The organism is Salmonella sp. SAL4457 (assembly GCF_046548235.1).
Classification (GTDB): Bacteria; Pseudomonadota; Gammaproteobacteria; order Enterobacterales; family Enterobacteriaceae; genus Salmonella; species Salmonella enterica.
The window spans coordinates 224,594-243,622 of record NZ_JBGDZO010000001.1; the positions used below are offsets into that span (position 1 = coordinate 224,594).

Consider the following 19,029-nt stretch of genomic DNA (forward strand, 5'->3'; position numbering starts at 1 on the left):
ACATGGCGAGTGCATTGTCAGTTAATCCAATGCAGACCACTAACGCGCGCGGCACGTTCTACGCGAAATCTGATGGTCTTATCCAGGGCGTGGCGCTGGACGATCCGGCGGCACGTTATGCGCTGGCATCCGGTACCCTTGCCAGTGATGAAATAAAACCTTTGTGGGGCGGACTGCCGGTTAACGAACTTGTACCGGGCGCCTCTTCTGCACCACGTGGCAGCATTATCAAACGCGCAGCCAGCCTTTCACAACTGGTGGGCTTTTCCGTGTTCAACCAGGCACACAACGGCCTGACCACGCCGCAATCCCCGGTACCGCTTCTCCTCAGCAATATGAGCGTGTCGTTTTATCGCCTGGGCTCAGGAATGCGTGTTCCGGTCAAAGCCTCTGATGCCGTGATCTCTCTGGCCAGCGCGGGGATTTCTGTTAATCAGCCGCTGGTGTGGAATTTTGCGGAGGATTGTCTGGATGTGTTCAGCACTGCGGCGGCAGATGTGGCTACAACCGCTATTACCTGGACTGCGCCTACCGCAAATTTAGCGGGATTTGCGACCGCGACGACTGCCAGCGCGCACGGCCTGAAAGTGGGCGTTTATGTGGATATTACGGGCGTGGCTCCTGCTGCATATAACGGCATTGTTCAGGTGCTCAGTGTTCCTACGGCAACCACATTCACCTTTACCCCGGTTTCAGTGCCTGCGGGCAATGCAACCACTCAGGGAACGGTAGGCGCGGCAAAAGTGCAAGACGTTGCCCTTCCGGTAAAAATCATCGAAATGCAGATGGGTAACAGCAAAACCGTTTCTTACGATTCGGCAACGGGTTTTGCTACCTGGAACGACAGCGGAAACGCTGCGGTAATTCTGCTGTAATCAGGAGAGGCTAAGAGATGCCAGCTATTACACCCGCTTATCAAATTGTAAATCCGTCGTACATCATGCCGGAAATGATCCTGTCATATCAGCAGGCATCTGGTGCGTTTTCTGTCATGGCAAGCGGTAACCCGCTGGTTCGCCTGGCAGACGGCGACCAGTACGTTTATATGAAACGCCTGGATATTCGCACTCAGGTCACCTCAAGCCAGTCAGGTAACGCCAACCAGTTACCCTCTGTGGCACTGGAGGCGCGAATGGTCAGCACGCCGACATATATGTTCCGTGCCCGCGCCATTTACGATCATCACGATATGGCCGCAGCGGGGAACTGGGGGATTGCGCTTCCGGAAGCCCAGCGACTCGGTACCCGGCAGGCGATTTTTCAGCAAATGCGTAACGCGCTGCTCTATGGAATGAACCCGGCGGGCGGTGAGGGGGTACTGAACACCAACGGTGCGACCACTATCAGCCTGCCGGCCGACAGCCGCGGGAACACTACCGTACTTACTTACGATCATGGCGAAATGGCGGTATTCCTGCTGGCGCAGATTCAGGCGATCCGCACCCGAACTATGCAAATGGGCCGGGCGTCACGCATGGTTATCCTCGGACCTCAGCGCACGCTGGGTACCATGGAAATGCAGCAGATCGTTCAGTTGACCAGTTACCAGCGTCCGGGCGGTGGTACTTCCACGGTGAAAGGCACCGTTAATGGTGTGGGGGATGATGCTGATTGTGAAATTGAATGGGGTTATGACGATACGCTGATTGGTGCCGGGGCAAACGGAACGGATGCGATCGTCATCGCCATGCCGGAGGTCGAGCGCCCTGAGGTTAACGCGAAAATCAACACCAACGAATTCGCCAGACTGAGTCCGTCACTGGAAGCCACATCACTGATGCTGTGCGACATGGCGGCACCGCGTGAAATTCCCACCCCGATTGCGGGCGGGGCGATCGATGTGCTTTCCGAACTGCGTTCCACCTCTGGCTGGGTACTTCGCCCTGAAGCGCTGACTATCATTTCGATGAAGTACAGCGATTAATTTTCCCTCGCTGATTTCCCTGCGTGCCGGAGGGTGCGCGGGGATTTTTTACCCAGGAGTAAACATGAAACTGTACATCGCCAACACCACCAAACAGCGCCACGATTTCGCCTGGCGCAAGCCGGAGACGGGACGTCTTGTTTATCACCCGATTAATGCAGGCTCTCAGGCCGTTGTCATTGACGGTACCCGCGCCGAAATCGACCTTATTATTCAGCAGCACGCCGATTATGGTCTGATTGATGCGACAAAAATCGACCAGAACCGTATTTATATCGGGTTGTGTTACAGCATTGATAAGCCGGTGTCGTCGAAGGTTATCGAAAAGGCCATGCGGGATAACGATGGTCACCTGAACCGTGCAGCGCACGATCGCCGTCAGGCTTCCGTACTGGCAACAAATAACGCACTCACTGAGCAGGAAAACGGCTATCTCGGTGAGCTGGAAGTCAGTGCAGAGCAGCGACTGAATGCCACCGATGACCGTGACGAAACAGCGTTTGTTGATGAAACACTGGCGGTTAACACGGGAACTAAAAAGAAAAAATAAGCGGGGTGTGTCATGCCTGAACTGGCCGGATTTATCCTGTTTATCCGTAATACGATGGGAGTTAATGCCGACGCGTTAGCCGATGACGATCCGGCCGTTAGTCTCTCCTGGTCAATGTCCCTGGACTGGGTGAACCGGCAGATCGCCTGTATCAGCCCGGTTCTGTATTCGCAGGCTGTTTATAACCTCGCGGCCTCCTTTCTGCTTAACTTCGGTCCTGAAGTCGCTTTCGGTCCGGTACGCGAAAAACTGGGTATCAACAATTTTACTGCTGGCGTTATCAGCGCCTCTTCCGACGAATCAACCAGTCAGACGCGGGTTGTCAGTGATGCACTGAAAAACCTCTCTCTTGCAGATCTGCAACAACTCAAAGACCCGTATGGTCGGTGGTATCTGGCAATTGCGCAGCAGTACGGCGATTTGTGGGGGCTGACGTGAAACTGCATCTGGGCGTGATGGATATTCCCTATGAAAACGAGAATACGACTACTGGCGATGTGGCCGAAATTCTTGAAGGGAAATACCGGATCATGCAGACGTTCTTTGACCGCCACGGCGAGGAAATTGCACAGATGATGAGTAATGACCTTGCCGCCGGTCTCGAAAATATGCTCGCAGGCGCGCCGCTTCCTGCGGATCCCTTCGCGGAATCCATGTCACAGGTGCATCACCTCTTTGTCGCTTTCCTTGATAACGAGGAGATGAACGGCACAGAAGGTGTGCCTACTGCCCGCGCACTGGAGGGGATTAGCAAGCGTTTTAAAAACAGGAAAGGGGAACCGCGGCCCTCTTTTATCGATACCGGTATGTTTCAGGCGTCAATGCGCGCCTGGGTAAGTGGGGTGCTGAATGCCTTCCCTCAGTGAACTCTCTCAGGCTAAAACGGAACTCAATGCGTCGCTGGTGCAGGGGCTGGATGATATCAGCCGTTCGGCATCTGTTACGTTTACTAAATATGTCCGGAAAGTGCTTCCCCTTGATGGCTTTGTTTTCTGGGTGAAGGCGTCAGTTCTTGCGGATGATCCTGATACTGAACCGGATACAAAGGAGGTAAAAGGCTATCTGCACCTGACTACTGAATCTATCCAGGATGAAGAACAGCTCTACGATAAAAATGTGGTGACCTTCACCGCGCAGGCCGATATTGATCCGTTTAATGATATTGGTTCTGAGGTGCTTTATATCGGGGAGTTTTACGGCATTCAGTTTGCTTTCTCGCGCCGTTCCGGGCTGAACGAACCAGCGAACATTTACCATTATACCGGACATGCCATTTATCCGCATATGATGTCGCAGATTATTAATTCTGCCGACGATATCGATCTTGCGGATGTGGTGGTTTCCAACTCATTACCGATCTGGCTCTCTCTGAGTCATTTCATGCCGATGTACCCGGCAATGCTTTCCGTGCAAAACCTTGCGCCGCCCTACGCTACAGTGAAATGCGGAGAACCGATCCCTGTGGCCGGAGCCTTCTGTCTCGACGAGAAGCAGAACCAGTATCAACTGGTTTCTGAGGACGTGACACTCACCGTGACAGGGCTGCGTAATGCTGCCGTTGAGGATTTTCTGCGCTATGTGCAGGACTACACGCTCAGCGATAAAGCCGAAATGGGCGTAATGAATATTCCTGTGATACAGGATGAGCGCGTCACGCAGAACGAGCTCAACATTATCGCCATGCGGAAAAAGGTCAAATTCAAAGTTAATTACTACCAGCAGCGGATGAGGAACGTCGCCCGCAGGCTGATCACGTCTGCAATTCCGTCCATTTATGTGGAGAAATAATCCAAATGGCAATAGTAAATATTAATGTGTCGGTGACCAGTCCGCCGAAACCCTCCCAGTTGTTAAAGTCAGGCGCTCTGGTATCAACCGGGGGAACCACGCTGGCGGCGGGGAGTTATCAGTTGCTGACGTCCAAAGACGATCTAAAAAATATCGTTGCGCCAGCAAAAGCTATTTCTTCGCTTGCGTGGGCCGGGAATACCGTCACGGTGACTCTTTCAGAAAATCATGGCTGGTCCATTGATGAAACGATCCCTGTTGTGATTTCTGGTGCTGCGCCTGCTGCTTATAACGGGGCATTTACAGCGTCTGTGACAGGCGAAAAAACGTTTACTTATCCCCTGAACAGTGATCCCGGTACAGCAACGGTTACAGGTACCGTAACGTCTGTTGCCGCCGGAGAACTCCAGCAGATGAACACCACGTACTGGGCACAGGGGACCAGCCGGGCGGTTTATGTCCTTGAGCTGGGTGAGATGAAGGTAAAATCTGCGGTTGCGGCCCTTGGTACGTTCATTGATGAAGATACTTCTCTGGGAAACACATACCAGAAATTTTTCTCTTACCTTGTGCCGAGGGAATGGGACGCCGAACCGACCTTTAAAACGCTGGCGAACAATTACACTTCGCCCGGCGCGCTGGTGAAATTTTTCGTCACCACCACGATTGCGACGTACCAGGAATGGGTATCCGGCAAATATCCGAATGTCTTTGCCGGGGTTGAGGCGCCGTCAATTGGCGCAACTGAGTTCTCGATGGCGGCACCGTTCCAGTCCTCACTGGCAAACGATCCGGGGTCATCAAACATGGTCCCGCCGATGGCGTACCGCTTTATGTATGGCGTAACGGAGTATCCGCCGGCAGGTAATGGTACGTTGCTGAAAACCCTGCAGGATAACCATATCAACTATATCGGCACGGCGGCAGAAGGTGGCCTGAGCAATAAAATGCTGGTGGCCGGTCACATGCTTGACGGTATGCCGTTTAACTACTGGTACTCGGTGGCATGGTGTGCAATCAACCTTGAGCTGGATCTGGCGAATGAAGTGATTAACGGTTCTAACACTACTGTTAACCCGCTTTATTACGATCAGCAGGGAATTGGTCGCCTGCAACGGCGCGCTTTGAAAACTCTCCGTTCCGGTATCAGTTACGGGCTAATTCTCGGTCAGGTGATTGATACGCAACTCACGCAGGAATCGTTCAACGCGGAATATGAAAAAGGCTCTTATGCCGGGAACGCGGTCATCAACGCAGTACCGTTCGCTGACTATACCAGCCTGAATCAGTCCGATTACGCCGATGGAAAATATAACGGCCTGAGTGCGGTTGTCACCCCGCGTCGTGGTTTTGAGTCCATCACTTTTAATCTCAACGTGACCAATTTTGTGGGGGCGTAATAAATGCCAAATCCATTAGTACCGCAGGGCTTTCTTAACCGTGTCAGGGGTGCGGTGACTGTCACGGATATTCCGGCGCTGAATGTCACCGCGTCATTTCTGGGTAAGGATGCGATCAGTATGCGGCCAGATTCGGCTGCAACGGACATTATCCCCACGCTGACCGGAACCGTGGGGAGCCAGGTACCTTATCAGCAGGTAACGATCACGATGCATTTACTGCGAACGCAGGGGCTGGCGGCGAGCTATCAGAACCGTTTTGCTTCTGATACGTCGCTGGGAGAGGTCGTTATCACGCCGGATGCCAGCACCTTCGGAAACTACACGGTCCTGAATGCATATCTGGTGAATTTTAATGAACTGACCATCAACGGTATGGATGCCGGATATGTCGTGACGATTTCCGGTTATCTGATCACCAACGATAAAATGTGGGGCTAATGGCCGTGAAAATTGACCGAAAACTGAATTTTGTCAGCACCATCACCCGCGATGACGGCTCACTGGTGTATCTGCACATTGTGCCGTTTCCGTATGAAGTCGTTGAGGAAAATTGCGTACTGCTGGGGAATCTGTTCAATAATTTTTTCTCCCTGGTGGGTTCGGTAGGTGCGCCCCGCGTGGCGGCGATGATGCTGCGAAAAATCATCAAAGCGCGGCAGGAGGCAGGAGATCTTCAGCCAGGAACGCCGAATATTGTCGATGAGATACAGCGTCTGACAACGGTCATCTGGAACGATAACGGAACCTGGAAAACGTCTTCGCTGGAGGCTGCATTCAGGCAGGAAATTATCACCGATGATGAGTACCGGGAAGTTGAGGGCGAGGTCGTTTTTTTTATGGTGAGCTCTGCCATTCAGAAAGCGAACCTGATCGCACCGACGGTGGGGAAAGCGCTCGATATGTACAGTGGGCAACTTGTGTCATTGAGCGCTATGGCGTATCGCGATTCTTTACCGACGTCGAAAACGGCTACCGATACCCCGACCCCGGAAGCCCTGCCGGAACCCTCACACATACCCTCCTGACATGGGCCTCATGCGAAGGCTTCAGTCAACTCTGCCGTGAACTGGGCTGCGGCGAATATAAAAGCCCGCTCCATTTCCGGCAGCGGTTCATTCTGGAGGAAATAAGACACAAGGGGTATTTCAATGGCGGCTAAATCCATTGTCGAAATTGATGTTCAGGACGAGAAATTTCAGTCGTTCCTGGAAAAATTCAATGAATACCAGAAAGCACTCGGCGAATTACCTGAACAATGGCGGGGGGCGGTTCACGGACTCGGCGAGGCCGCAAAGGAGACAGAACGTGTCCGGGATGGTACGGAGGGGATTACAAAAGCGTTCGCTGATGGCGTTGCGGCGTTAGCATCTGTTAATGACGGCCTCGATCGACTCAACGGTAATCTGGAGAAGGCCACAAAAACCCAGACGGAGTTTAACAAGAAGTCCGGCGGTGCGCGCAATTTCCTGAATAAAGCCAGCAAGGATGCGAAATCGCTGGCAGGTCATATCAAAGATGCCACAACCAGCCTGCTTTCATGGGGAACCGTTCTGGGGCTTTTTTCCGGGCTGGCTGGTGCGGGCGGTCTGTGGGGGCTTAACCACCTGGCCGGCAATGCCTCCGCACAACGGTTTACTGCGATGGGGCTGGGGACGACGGCAGGTGGACTTAATTCGACTGCTGTCGATTTTCAGAAAGCGCTGGGTAATCCTGTCGGAACTCTGGGCGCCATACGTGATGCGCAGCTTGATTTGAGTAAACGCTGGCAGTTCCGGGCAATGGGAGTCGATAACCCGGACAGGGATCCTGCTGAGCTTTTACCTGAAATGATAAAAGCGGCGCGTGATATTTTTGTGCGTAACGGCAGTACGCAGCAGGGGGCGGAAGCCTACGGGCTGACGAACTATTTCACCCTTGACGATCTGAACCGCTTCAAAAAAATGAGCGATGAAGAAATCGATGCGATGGCGAAACAGGCACAGCAGGACACCCGCCGCCTTCAGTTGACGGACCAGCAGCTTCGCCAGTGGCAGGATTTCAACATTCAGCTCGACCGCAGTAAGGTCAGTATCGGGAATACGTTTATCCGGGGACTGGCACCGCTGGCGCCGGAGCTGGGAAAACTTTCGGATGCCTTTTCCGGCGCGATTGAAACGGTCCTTAAATCGCCGGAACTGGGAAAATGGATTGATGGCCTTTCAGATGGTATACGCCGGTTTGGTAACTATCTGGCTTCCCCCGAATTCCAGAAAGATGTTGAAGCTTTCATATCCGGAGTGGAGCGACTTGGTCGGGTTATCGGCAAAGTCATTGACTGGATAAGTGGTAAATCCGACATCACGACGGATGACATTAAATCCCAGTCATCGATACTCAGCGACGAGAAGCGCACCGATCCCGTTACCAGTGAGACTTACACCCCGGGTGGGGATGATGATCCGCGAGTGTGGTCGTGGCTGAAAGGGGTAAAAAAATTCTTTGCATCAGGAGATGTTAAGCCGGTCGACGGGAAACAGGCTGATGTTCATGCTAAGGGGCGAACCATTGCTGACAGGTTCAATAATCCTGCGAATTTACGTTATGCCGCAGGTTATGAAACCGCCAATACCAGAAGCGGGAAATTTGCTGTGTTCCCCAGCCTAGATGAAGGTGTTCTCGCTGCTGCAAAACAACTGCAAATATACGGCACAAAGGGCATCAACAATATTCACGATATTATCAGTAAATGGGCTCCATCTAACGAGAACAATACGAAAGCATATATCGGGCATGTTGTGAATGCGACTGGCCGTAGTGAATTCGAAAAGCTGAATTTAAATGATACTAGGACGCTCGCGAAATTAATTACTGCCATGTCAGTAAAAGAAGGTGCCGGTTCCCGGTTAAGTGAAGAGAAGGTCACACAGATTATCAATAATGCCGGAGGTCATTTTCAGGAATCGCAGAAAAAATCTTTGCAGGATATAAATCCATCCGACAGCGTGCGGGGACAATATCTTGCCCAGTATGGTTCTGAATTGCCCGGTACCAGCACAAGTAACCCTGTCGTACAACCAGTACAACAGGGTTCGGGGAAAACTGACCAGATACTGCAACAAATTCTGGATAACCAGAAGCGTGGCCATGCTCAGGGACTTGTTGTTTATAACAATACCGGCGGTAATGCAGTTGTATCCAGTACGCAACTTGGAGGGTTCGGTTAATGTCATTTACCCGCGAGCTCTACAAGCTCGGTTTTGAAATCTCCCCGGTTATTCTCTGCGATGGTGTGGCGCAGAGTATACCCGGCGGCATGTTGCCGATAGTCGCCCTGACCCAGAGCGCCAGCTACGTTTCAGGTCTGATGGGGGGCGCTATTGAACTGACGGATCTGGATAAGTATTTCTGCCACTGGCGAGCGGCGCCCGGTGGGACAATGGTTGATTACGACATTGGTCGTTATCCGTTTGCAAATCAGGCGGTGGCAGCCAACGCGCTTCTCTCGCAGCCGCTGCGCATTCCAATGCTGATGGATGCGCCGGTAAATGAAAACACCGGCGCCATGACAAAGCTGGTCACGCTGAGTTCGTTGCAGGCCGTATTGCAGGCACACGCCAGTCTTGGCGGAACGTTTATTGTGGCAACGCCAGGTATTATTTACAGCAACTGTATACTGAGAACGGTGCGTGATGTTACCGGATCGAATGATGCCTTACCGCAGCGGCAATGGTTATGGGATTTTGAGCAACCACTGCTTTCTGAAACCGGGGCTGAACAGGCGATAAACAGTTATCTGGGCAAGATTGATAACGGGGACAAGGCAACAGAAAGCGCCTGGACCAGTACCATCTCGGCGATTGGTAATACCTCACTCGGCAGTAGTGTATCGGGTGCGGTTATTGGCTTAATCGGAAAACTGAGCGGGGCATTTAATTTATGAGCATGGCGTATTATCCCTTCTCCGGTAACGAACAGAAAAGCATGGTCTTTACTCCCGTTCTCGATGGTGAAGTTTATAACTGCCAGACGAAATGGAATATTGCCGCCCAGCGCTGGTACCTCAATATCACGGATAACTCAGGCCGTCGGCAATTGACAATACCGGTTATTGGTTCCCCAAAGAATTACGATATTAATTTACTGGTGGGGGCATTCAGCAAAACCAGAATGGTATGGCGTGTTTCTGACGGTCAGATTGAGGTATTTAACTGATGCGTTTCTACGACATTCAGATTTTTAATGCTCCGGATGCTAAGGGCAACCCCGGTACGCTGTACAGACAGTACAGTAGCATGAAAAACGGGGTATTTAACCCGGGGTGCCTGATGGTTGAATTCGACCTTCTCCGTTTTGGTGAATCCACTCCCAAAGGGCAGAGCTGCATCACTGTCTGGGGCATCAGTCCGCAGGAAATGCAACAGGCCAGACAGGATATGTTTGGCATGACCATAAAAATGTGGGTGGGAATGTCAAAAGGGTTGCCGCTGGCGAAACCGGAACAGCGTGGACTGGTGCTGGAAGGGACCATCTGGCAGGTGCTGGGGAACTGGCAAGGGACCGAGTTACGGCTGGATCTTATTGTGACCGCCGGCCCTGTGTCTGACATTAACCCACTACCGCTGGCACCCGTAAATTTAACGGTGCCGTGGAACAAAGGGGTTAAGCTTTCTGTCGCGCTGACGCAATGCTTTCAGACGCTGGGAGGTGACTATCGGTTCTCAGTCAGTATCAGCGATCGCCTGGTGAATAATTATGACAGCAATATGTTTTGCGGCAGTCTCCAGGAGCTTGCGACCAGACTTAACTCGCTGAGTAAAAGCATCATTAAGGACAGTAATTATTCTGGTGTTGAAATAGCGATGGTGAACGGCAGGGAGATCCGCGTATTCGATAACGATTTTGCTAACCACCAGGATAAAGATTCCAAAAAAAGCGCCTCTTACAGAAGTAAAAATCCCGTGCAAATTGAATTTACCGATCTTGTTGGTCAACCGACATGGATCCAGTTTGGTACGGTATCCATTCCCTGCGTTATGCGCAGCGATATTCAGGTGGGCGATTATATCCGGATGCCGAAGAAATTAAGGCCGATGATCCAGGCATCGTCATACTCACAGTTTCGTGATGACTCGGCTTTTACGGGGGATTTTCTGGTGTCTTCGGTCCGTCTGGTGGGTAACAGCAGGCAACCGGACGCAAACAGTTGGGTAACTGTTATCGAGGCGCATCCAACAGGGGGGATTGCTGCAACATGAGTATAAATAAAAAACTCAATTTTGGCGGCAATATGAATAATTTCGCCGACCAGAAAATAGCCGCCGCTATGCAGATGGCCGGAAAGATTTTACCCGCAGAGGTCGTCAGTCAGTCCGGGAAAATGGTCACTGTTACCTTTTTGCTGCGGGACATTCCCTACACGTTACCTCAGTTGACCATTCCGCTATTCGGCCCTCAGTACATCAGATACCCGATGCAAAAAGGAGATAAGGGGATAGTCATCCCGGCGGATACCTACCTGGGCGGCGCCAGCGGCCTCGGAGGGGGAACGGCTGATCTGACACCCCCCGCAAATCTCAGTGCGCTGGTGTTTTTACCCATCAGTAACACGGAGTGGGAGAACGTCGATGGTCAGGTACTGACGCTGTACGGACCGGAGGGGGTAACCATTCGTGATGCGAAAAGCAACACTACGTTTCTGCTCACACCGGAAAGTATCACGATTGCCACACCTGAAAAATTCGAAGTGACGGTGGGCAGTACAGCTCTGACGCTCACCGCTGGTACCTGGTCGCTGACAGGGAAGAGTGGAACACTGACTGACAGTGCGGCCAGCACCAGCCCGAAAATCATGCTGGAGGGCTGGGAAAAGCTGGTTCAGTGGGTTAATAGCCACAGGCACAGCAATGGTAATGACGGACAGGATACCGGAGGGCCAACGTCACAATTCAACGGGAGTATTACCGAATGAGGACATACGGACGAGATAAAGACGGGAAGTGGGTAACGGTCACGACTGACGAAAACGGGTTTAACGATTCTGTGTATCTCACAACGCTGGTGCAGAATCTGAAGCTGTCCCCGCAGGAGTCCCCGTTTTTTGCTAACCACGGTATACCGGCTAACGGCTCAGTTATTCAGCAGATACTGCCGACTTTTTATGTTAACCGGCTCCAGCAGCAGTTCAGCAAATATTTTTCCTCTCTACAGATTGCGCTGGCGGATGTTGATCCCCCTGTTTACAACATTTCGGCGATTACTAACTCAGGCTCTAAAATAGTGGCTCAGGTGTATGTATGAGTGATTTACCCATTAGTTATGATATTGCCGGCCCTGTTCCTAAAACGACGGATGAACTCCGGCAACTGGTTATTGATACTGCAACAGCGCTGTCCCCGGGGATAACCACAAATCTACCAGGATCGCTGATTGAAGATATGGTCAGTACGAGCGTCGGTGCGCTTGTGGTATGTGATCAGGCGCGGGTTGACCTGATTAACTCATGCAGCCCGTATTCGGCAAATGTACACCTGCTGGCGCAACTGGGTGATATGTACGGCGTTCAGAAAGGGCAGGGTACCAATACATCGGTTTATGTGGTGTTCAGTGGCCCGCCCGGGTTTGCTATACCGAAAGGTTTTATGGTCGGGGATGGAACCTACACCTATACCGTTCAGCGTGACACGATGATCCCGGAAAGTGGACAAACGGAGCCTGTCTATTGCCTGGCAACAACCGGGGGCTCCTGGGCAGTACCTGCGGGAACTGTAAATCAGATAAAAACCTCAGTACCGAATACATACAACCTGACCTGCACCAACCTTACCGCTGGATTACCCGGCGCGCAGGAACAGACTTTTTCTTCATACCGTGCCCAGGTATTCCAGGCGGGTATGTACGGTGTACAGGGAACGCCTGACTGTTACCGGATTGAACTGAAAAATGTTTATGGTGTACAGGAGAATCTGATCTCATACCGACAGGCATCGCTGGGGGCATGGGTAGCGATTGCTGGTGGCGGCGATCCTTATGAAGTGGCTTACGCTATCTATAAAGCTGTGCCAGATATCTCCGTACTGACGAATGATGTAGTGAATCCATCAGGCGCTGCGGTGGATAAAAAAACGATACCGATCATTGTGTATCCGGATACGTATCACGTGCCGTTTGTAGTGCCATCATCACAAAACGTTACGCTTTTAATCACCTGGAATACAGCCTCAACCAGCTATATCGATCCAACCGGGATTGAAAAAGCAGTGCAGCAAAGCATTGCTGATTACATTAACGGAATTGCAACGGGTGAACCAATAAACATTTTCCTGATTCGGGATATTTTTCTTAATCAGGTTAAGGGGCTTGTATCTTCAAACCTTGTATCAATGATTGATATTCAGGTTGGAATAAACGGAAAAATTGTCCCACCTGCAACCGACTCCAGCCTGGTTTATGGTGATACTTACGCCTATTTTTCCACTTCATTTTCACAAATTCAGGTTAAGCAATATGGCAGCTCTTCTTGAAAGCATTATTCCGGCCTACCCCTATACGCAATATAATGACGATCCGGATATAGTTGCCTTTTTTGATGCTTATAACAAACTGGCACAGGAGTATCTTGATTACTTTAACAACCTGAATTTACCTTGCTGGACCTCCCCGGCGATTACCGGTGAGTTGCTGGACTGGATTGCGGCGGGTATTTATGGGGAATCACGCCCCTTACTTCAAATCTCCGAGGATGCCATTGCTCGTGGGGCGTATAACACTATTGAGTACAATAATGTCGCGTATGCAAAACTGAGAAATTATGTTCCCGGCTCAGCGTCATATGTTCCGGACGACTATTTTAAACGGATACTGACATGGAATTTTTATAAAGGCGATGGTTCGCACTTCTGTATCAACTGGTTCAAACGACGGCTTGCACGCTTTATACATGGAGATAACGGAATAGACCCACCTGTACAGTCCACTTTTGATATTAGTGTAATGCCCGATAAGGGCATTTTTTTTGTCTCCATTCCTGACTATGGCGATGGTGTCGGACACTTTCTTAAAGATGCAATTGACCAGTCGCTGGTGAAACTCCCTTTTATTTATACCTATTCGGTAACGGTGGTTGAGCAATGATTATTGGATTCGGAAATAATGTCGTCTCCTCACTGGCGGCTGATATTACCGCCAGCCAGACGACCATTCAGGTGATGCCTGGTGTGGGAGCGATGTTTGCTAATTTGCTGACCAGCGATTATGCAAACAGCTCAAACCCTCTTAAAACTTACGCCAAAATTACACTGACAGACGCAAAAGAAACAGTTTTTGAGGTATGCCATCTGACTGCAGTTAATAATGACATGCTGACGGTTATTCGCGGTCAGGAAGGTACAACAGCGAAGGGATGGTCACTGAATGACGTTATAGCGAATTTTGCGACGCGAGGATCTGAAAATCAGTTTGTACAAATTGAAGAGCTCCAGAGTGGGCATTATGTCGCTGGTGTGGCCGGAGGTACAGAAAATAATCTGACGCTGGAGTTACCAGCAACTTATTTCGTCAATGGTGGAGTTGACTGGACATTGCGCACTCCACTTGTGGTTATTCCGGCGCTAAACAATACCGGAGCCAGCACTCTGCAACTGACGATGGGAGGACGTGTGCTTGGCATATTCCCACTATACAAGGGGAATAAAGCAGAGTTATCGGCCAATGATATTATTAAAGATATTCCTGTCTTATGCGTTCTGGATAATACAAAAACCTATTTTTCTGTGCTTAATCCCCTGGAGATTTATTTGGGATCACGGTATTTGCAGAAGGACCAGAACCTGTCCGACGTACCGGATAAGGCCAAAGGTCGGTCCAGTCTTGAGGTCTACAGCAAAACCGAAAGTGATGAAAACTACATGGCTAAAAGCCAGTGTGGTGCGGATATCCCGAATAAGCCGCTGTTTGTACAAAATATCGGAGCGCTTCCTGCCAACGGTACGGCTGTTGCAGCGAACAGACTGGCATCACGCGGCAGGTTACCGGCACTGACTGGCACGACAAGAGGCAGTGATGGCGGTCTGATAATGGGCGAGGTCTACAACAATGGCTATCCGACGCAATACGGAAATATTTTGCGTCTGACCGGAACCGGTGATGGGGAAATCCTCATTGGCTGGAGCGGGACAAACGGTGCGCCAGCGCCCGCATATATTCGCAGCCATCGAGATACCGCCGATGCTGAGTGGTCCGAATGGGCAATGCTCTACACCACACTAAACCCACCTCCGGATTCGCATCCAGTAGGGGCGCCGATAGCATGGCCGTCTGATGCTACCCCAGCCGGTTACGCCCTGATGCAGGGGCAGTCCTTCGATAAATCTGCTTACCCGTTACTGGCTATAGCGTATCCGTCCGGCATTATCCCTGACATGCGAGGCTGGACAATAAAGGGTAAGCCCATCAGTGGACGTGCTGTACTGTCGCAAGAAATGGACGGCAACAAATCGCACTCGCACACCGCGCGGGCGCAGGATACTGACTTAGGGACAAAATCTACCTCATCCTTTGATTACGGCACGAAATCGACCAATACCACGGGCAATCATACTCACCAGTTCGGCGGTTATATCAATTCATACTGGGGAGATTCCAATCACACCTCATTTCAGCCTGGAGGTGGTGCATGGACACAGGCCGCTGGCGACCATGCGCATACAGTTTATATCGGAGGACACGAGCACACCATGTATATCGGTCCACACGGTCACGTCGTTATTGTGGACGCAGACGGTAATGCGGAAACCACGGTTAAAAATATTGCATTTAACTACATAGTGAGGCTGGCATAATGACTTTTAAAATGAGCGAACAGGCGCAGACAATTAAAATTTTCAATCTGCGTTCAGATACTAACGAATTTATTGGTGCAGGTGATGCGTATATTCCGCCGCACACAGGACTACCGGCAAACTGTACTGATATCGCCCCTCCTGATATTCCCGCCAGTCATATTGCTATATTTGACGCTGAAACCCAGACATGGAGTTTGCATGAGGATCACCGCGGCGAGATGGTTTACGACACAACAACCGGCAATCAGGTTTATATCTCCGCTCCTGGTCCGTTGCCCGAAAATGTCACATCAGTTTCACCAGGTGGTGAATACCAGAAATGGGATAGTAAGGCTAAGGTCTGGGTAAAAGACGAAGCGGCTGAAAAAGCAGCGCAGCTTCGTCAGGCGGAAGAAACCAAAAACAGGCTCCTGCAAATAGCATCTGAAAAAATCGCGCCGTTACAGGATGCTGTTGATCTTGATATCGCAACAGATGATGAGAAAGCGCAGCTCGACGAATGGAAAAAATACAGGATACTGGTAAACCGGGTGGATACCTCAAATCCAGACTGGCCGGAGAAACCAGCTAGCCATTAATGATTGGCGGGATTAGTTTTTACCACTGTGGAAGATAGAAACGCGCACAGAGAGATTATAATGCCTTGGTGCTGAGCTGACATAACCATAAAAATATGGTTATGTCAGCCAGCTAAAAATTATTTATTCCACTGACAGATTATTCCAAACTCAGGTGGTCTCATTGTACCCTCTGGATACTTTTTACACCAATCTGGTGGAGGCGGTAAAACAATATCGCCTATGTCTAGTCCGCCCGGTTTGTGATCTGGAGGAGGGGTACTGGCAGCCATCGCAGATGTGGAAAAAGCTGCTGCCGACAATGCAAAAACCAGGACTAAAAATATGTTCTTAACGTGTCTCATAATATCACCCGTGAATATTCAGACTATCCTTACTGTTGACTTCCTTCATTTCCAGCATAGTTCACGCTTCATCGTCATTGAATAAACAATTAAGTTTGTTGAGCGAAAATTTACTTAAAGAAAAAATAATAAGCATCGATATTTTTCTTTTTTTCAGGTTTTCAACGCATGCCCGAATAAACGTGCGCAGATGGTGAAAAATCTGGTTGGCCATAAAAAGGTTTAAAGATAAATGCAAGTGCTTATCTGTTGCGATATCAATTAAATTAATCTTGTTTTTTTATTCATACCCTTGCCAAACAGATATGTAGCAAGAAAATATGATACTAAGTAAAGTTGGCATGTAGTCTAGAGTTAGGGGTAGTATATATTCTTAACTCCAATAGGACTGCTCTATATATAAATATATTAATTGCATATTTTATTTTTAAAGTCAACGATTTCTATGAATCACACGTTAAATATCACACTCCATTTTTAGGCTTATATTTGTCCCAACCAACTAATGAAAAAACATCTTCGTGTGAAATAGCCTCACCATTAAGAAAAAATTTAACATTTTGTTTTACCAGATCATCATGTCGATTCCGATATACCCATCTTAGCTCATGTGCTGTAATAGAATTACCATGCTTTCCTGTTTTATTTGCGATATCACTTATAGCATCAACTAAATTGTCAATGACAAAAATAACTGACCGTTCCCTTAATCGTGTTTGGAATTCAAGACCGGCTTTACTTGTTTTTATCCAGCACTCCTCATTGGATAAGTCTGAATATTTATCTTCGGTAATATTGTATTTTTTATGTTGAGATAAAAATTCTCTAAAAAAAGTCCCTCTCTGAACATCATTCAATCTTTCTGCTATCTTCTCATCTTTATTAAACACGGCTCTATTCTTCCTGTCCCAGACCGCATCTGTTAATGTATTTTGAATAATAATATCTTTTTTTGAAAAATAATATAACGAATTAACTAAAGTATTTACTCGATCTCTTGCCTTACATAAACCATAAACCACATCTCCAGGCTGAAAACTTAACGCATCTCCTGCAGGTTTGTTACTAAAGGTAATATCACTCCTGGTAAGAAATTCAGGATTAAGCTTAACATAACCATCGGTACTAATATCTATATGTGCAGGCAGATTGCAGGTTGGTATTTCCCATACAATAGGGGTCCTTGAGGATAAATTGATAGACTTTAAATTAACAGGAAGCTTAACTGGAAGTTTAATATTATCACAAAAGTTGATACTTAATTTTTTTAGCTTATCAGGCAAAATATCATCTATAACAGTACCGGGAACTGTTTGTATAAGTTCAATACTTAGTTCTTTTAACCCCTCAGGTAACATTTTCATTAATGGCAAGAAAGGGCAATTTTGTAAGTCTAATTTATCTAATTTATATGGTAACTCAGCACATAATATTTCAGGGAAATTTTGCAATGACAAAGAAGATAGATGCGGAGGAAGGGGAGGCAAAAATTTACCATAGCACGCAGTAAAACTCTTTAATCCATAAGGTAATGCGGGGAAAGTATAATTTTCTTCATATGCCTGCATATCTATAGATAGTGACTCTAAGCTATCTGGGAAATATGAAATTTTAATGGTCTGATTTCCAGATATAGTTAAACTTTTTAACCCATCAGGAAGATTTGGAATAGACTCCAGTGTATAGCATGAAGATAAATTCAACTCGGATAAATTATCAGGAAATACCGGAATAGAGGTAACATGATGAGCAGTAATTGATAAGCTCCCGGTATGATTTGCTTCTATTATTTTGTCGTAAATACTATTACGCTCCTCCTTCTCAATATCTGGGGATTCTATTCTCCATTTATTTAATAACTCAAGGTTTGATGTCGCCTCGTTACTTGTATATGCATATTGCAATATGGCTGGTTGGAATCCTATTTTCATGCGCTTTTTCAATCTATATGTCAATACCAAGCTATCATTATTACATTTATTTTCATTCAGGCAAGATTTAGAACCTAGCCTAATACCGATCGTTTAAGAAGCTGTTAGCCGATTCAGCAACATGGAGAATTTGAAGACAATCCGGTGGGATGGATTACCGCAGTCACGTTGTCTGCAAGAACGTGACTGCGGTAGGCCGGCTGCTGTTTAGTCAGGACTGACTGTAACCGTGTTTATAGGTTTATAGATCGTATAGACCTCTATTGTGATGTAACGTCGTATGTTGATCAGCAGATCGTATGCTGACGATTTCAAAAGTACATAATTAAGTACATTTTTATATGTCACTTTTGTTTAATTCTATTTAATTCAGTGGGTTGCGATTTTGTTTTCGTAATCGTGGAAGAGGAATGTGCTCTGTATGCTGTCGTTTTTAACTGTCACTTGATGTACACGCCTGATGTTATCTGTATATGAAATATTTTATTCTTTTATTTTGTCGTTGATTGATTGTATTTGTACACCAATTGATATCGTTGCTAATGTTCGTACATGCGATGGTGAGTACATAAACATTAAAATCATTGAGTACAAAATACTAAAATGACCATCAGCGACACTAAACTACGCTCCCTCTATGGTAAACCATATTCCGGTCCATCTGAAATTACTGATTCTGATTTAGTACTGTAT

The 19,029-nt window shown here is 48.5% G+C and carries 20 protein-coding genes and 4 pseudogenes; 21 read left to right on the plus strand and 3 right to left on the minus strand.

Features of this window, described 5'->3' with window-relative positions:
• The first annotated feature begins 2 nt into the window (after window positions 1-2).
• The 19 genes and pseudogenes from ACLJNW_RS01105 to ACLJNW_RS01195 all read left to right on the plus strand — a co-directional run bounded on the left by ACLJNW_RS01105 (window position 3) and on the right by ACLJNW_RS01195 (window position 16,061).
• Complete coding sequence (locus ACLJNW_RS01105; RefSeq protein ID WP_024154633.1) at window positions 3-875, plus strand: hypothetical protein; 873 nt, start codon at window positions 3-5, stop codon at window positions 873-875.
• A gap of 17 nt (window positions 876-892) precedes the next feature.
• Window positions 893-1,924, plus strand: a complete 1,032-nt coding sequence (locus tag ACLJNW_RS01110; RefSeq protein ID WP_001110972.1) for a major capsid family protein — start codon at window positions 893-895, stop codon at window positions 1,922-1,924.
• Between the two features lie 64 nt (window positions 1,925-1,988).
• Complete coding sequence (locus ACLJNW_RS01115; protein ID WP_001643824.1) at window positions 1,989-2,474, plus strand: hypothetical protein; 486 nt, start codon at window positions 1,989-1,991, stop codon at window positions 2,472-2,474.
• Window positions 2,475-2,486: 12 nt separating this feature from the next.
• Window positions 2,487-2,912, plus strand: a complete 426-nt coding sequence (locus tag ACLJNW_RS01120; protein WP_001114360.1) for a hypothetical protein — start codon at window positions 2,487-2,489, stop codon at window positions 2,910-2,912.
• Window positions 2,909-3,340 carry a hypothetical protein gene (locus ACLJNW_RS01125; RefSeq protein ID WP_000766224.1) on the plus strand — a complete coding sequence of 144 codons (432 nt, stop codon included), beginning with the start codon at window positions 2,909-2,911 and terminating at the stop codon, window positions 3,338-3,340. The genes ACLJNW_RS01120 and ACLJNW_RS01125 overlap by 4 nt, the downstream gene beginning before the upstream one ends.
• Window positions 3,324-4,262 carry a hypothetical protein gene (locus ACLJNW_RS01130; protein ID WP_023225461.1) on the plus strand — a complete coding sequence of 313 codons (939 nt, stop codon included), beginning with the start codon at window positions 3,324-3,326 and terminating at the stop codon, window positions 4,260-4,262. Before ACLJNW_RS01125 ends, ACLJNW_RS01130 begins: the two co-directional genes overlap by 17 nt.
• 5 nt (window positions 4,263-4,267) lie before the next feature.
• Window positions 4,268-5,662, plus strand: coding sequence for a hypothetical protein (locus ACLJNW_RS01135; protein ID WP_024154634.1), 1,395 nt, complete (start codon window positions 4,268-4,270; stop codon window positions 5,660-5,662).
• 3 nt (window positions 5,663-5,665) lie between these two features.
• A complete protein-coding gene (locus ACLJNW_RS01140) occupies window positions 5,666-6,103 on the plus strand; it encodes a hypothetical protein (RefSeq protein ID WP_001133547.1) in 438 nt (145 codons plus the stop codon).
• Window positions 6,103-6,690, plus strand: a complete 588-nt coding sequence (locus tag ACLJNW_RS01145) for a hypothetical protein (RefSeq protein ID WP_000268743.1) — start codon at window positions 6,103-6,105, stop codon at window positions 6,688-6,690. Before ACLJNW_RS01140 ends, ACLJNW_RS01145 begins: the two co-directional genes overlap by 1 nt.
• A gap of 123 nt (window positions 6,691-6,813) precedes the next feature.
• Window positions 6,814-8,868 carry a hypothetical protein gene (locus ACLJNW_RS01150; protein WP_024154635.1) on the plus strand — a complete coding sequence of 685 codons (2,055 nt, stop codon included), beginning with the start codon at window positions 6,814-6,816 and terminating at the stop codon, window positions 8,866-8,868.
• Window positions 8,868-9,584, plus strand: a complete 717-nt coding sequence (locus ACLJNW_RS01155) for a hypothetical protein (protein ID WP_000011138.1) — start codon at window positions 8,868-8,870, stop codon at window positions 9,582-9,584. The genes ACLJNW_RS01150 and ACLJNW_RS01155 overlap by 1 nt, the downstream gene beginning before the upstream one ends.
• Window positions 9,581-9,856 (plus strand): hypothetical protein, encoded by a 276-nt coding sequence (locus ACLJNW_RS01160; protein ID WP_000061271.1) that lies wholly within the window; start codon window positions 9,581-9,583, stop codon window positions 9,854-9,856. The genes ACLJNW_RS01155 and ACLJNW_RS01160 overlap by 4 nt, the downstream gene beginning before the upstream one ends.
• A complete protein-coding gene (locus ACLJNW_RS01165; protein WP_024154636.1) occupies window positions 9,856-10,899 on the plus strand; it encodes a hypothetical protein in 1,044 nt (347 codons plus the stop codon). The genes ACLJNW_RS01160 and ACLJNW_RS01165 overlap by 1 nt, the downstream gene beginning before the upstream one ends.
• Window positions 10,896-11,612: a hypothetical protein gene (locus ACLJNW_RS01170; protein WP_024154637.1), complete on the plus strand. Its 717-nt coding sequence runs from the start codon at window positions 10,896-10,898 to the stop codon at window positions 11,610-11,612. Before ACLJNW_RS01165 ends, ACLJNW_RS01170 begins: the two co-directional genes overlap by 4 nt.
• On the plus strand, window positions 11,609-11,941 hold the full coding sequence (locus ACLJNW_RS01175) for a hypothetical protein (protein ID WP_001261467.1): 333 nt from the start codon (window positions 11,609-11,611) through the stop codon (window positions 11,939-11,941). The genes ACLJNW_RS01170 and ACLJNW_RS01175 overlap by 4 nt, the downstream gene beginning before the upstream one ends.
• Window positions 11,938-13,164, plus strand: coding sequence for a baseplate J/gp47 family protein (locus tag ACLJNW_RS01180; RefSeq protein ID WP_023225456.1), 1,227 nt, complete (start codon window positions 11,938-11,940; stop codon window positions 13,162-13,164). The genes ACLJNW_RS01175 and ACLJNW_RS01180 overlap by 4 nt, the downstream gene beginning before the upstream one ends.
• Entirely contained in the window at window positions 13,148-13,774 is a 627-nt protein-coding gene (locus tag ACLJNW_RS01185) for a hypothetical protein (protein WP_024154638.1), read from the plus strand. Before ACLJNW_RS01180 ends, ACLJNW_RS01185 begins: the two co-directional genes overlap by 17 nt.
• 833 nt (window positions 13,775-14,607) lie before the next feature.
• A pseudogene (locus ACLJNW_RS01190) lies at window positions 14,608-15,480 on the plus strand (phage tail protein); the annotation flags it as partial.
• Window positions 15,480-16,061, plus strand: a complete 582-nt coding sequence (locus ACLJNW_RS01195; protein ID WP_058652153.1) for a tail fiber assembly protein — start codon at window positions 15,480-15,482, stop codon at window positions 16,059-16,061. The pseudogene ACLJNW_RS01190 and the gene ACLJNW_RS01195, both read left to right, overlap by 1 nt.
• Before the next feature lie 119 nt (window positions 16,062-16,180).
• On the opposite strand, the gene ACLJNW_RS01200 is transcribed toward ACLJNW_RS01195, so the two are convergent.
• Entirely contained in the window at window positions 16,181-16,405 is a 225-nt protein-coding gene (locus tag ACLJNW_RS01200) for a PagK family vesicle-borne virulence factor (protein WP_001216644.1), read from the minus strand.
• Between the two features lie 35 nt (window positions 16,406-16,440).
• Between ACLJNW_RS01200 and ACLJNW_RS01205 the strand changes: the two are divergent.
• A pseudogene (locus ACLJNW_RS01205) lies at window positions 16,441-16,599 on the plus strand (hypothetical protein); the annotation flags it as partial.
• Window positions 16,600-16,869: 270 nt separating this feature from the next.
• Here ACLJNW_RS01205 and gogB read toward each other — a convergent pair.
• Both gogB and ACLJNW_RS01215 read right to left on the minus strand, forming a co-directional pair.
• Window positions 16,870-18,360, minus strand: a complete 1,491-nt coding sequence (gene gogB, locus ACLJNW_RS01210) for a type III secretion effector GogB (protein WP_010835411.1) — start codon at window positions 18,358-18,360, stop codon at window positions 16,870-16,872.
• A gap of 348 nt (window positions 18,361-18,708) precedes the next feature.
• Window positions 18,709-18,780, minus strand: a pseudogene (locus tag ACLJNW_RS01215) (hypothetical protein); the annotation flags it as partial.
• Window positions 18,781-18,939: 159 nt separating this feature from the next.
• Here ACLJNW_RS01215 and ACLJNW_RS01220 point away from each other — a divergent pair.
• A pseudogene (locus ACLJNW_RS01220) lies at window positions 18,940-19,017 on the plus strand (hypothetical protein); the annotation flags it as partial.
• Between the last annotated feature and the right edge of the window lie 12 nt (window positions 19,018-19,029).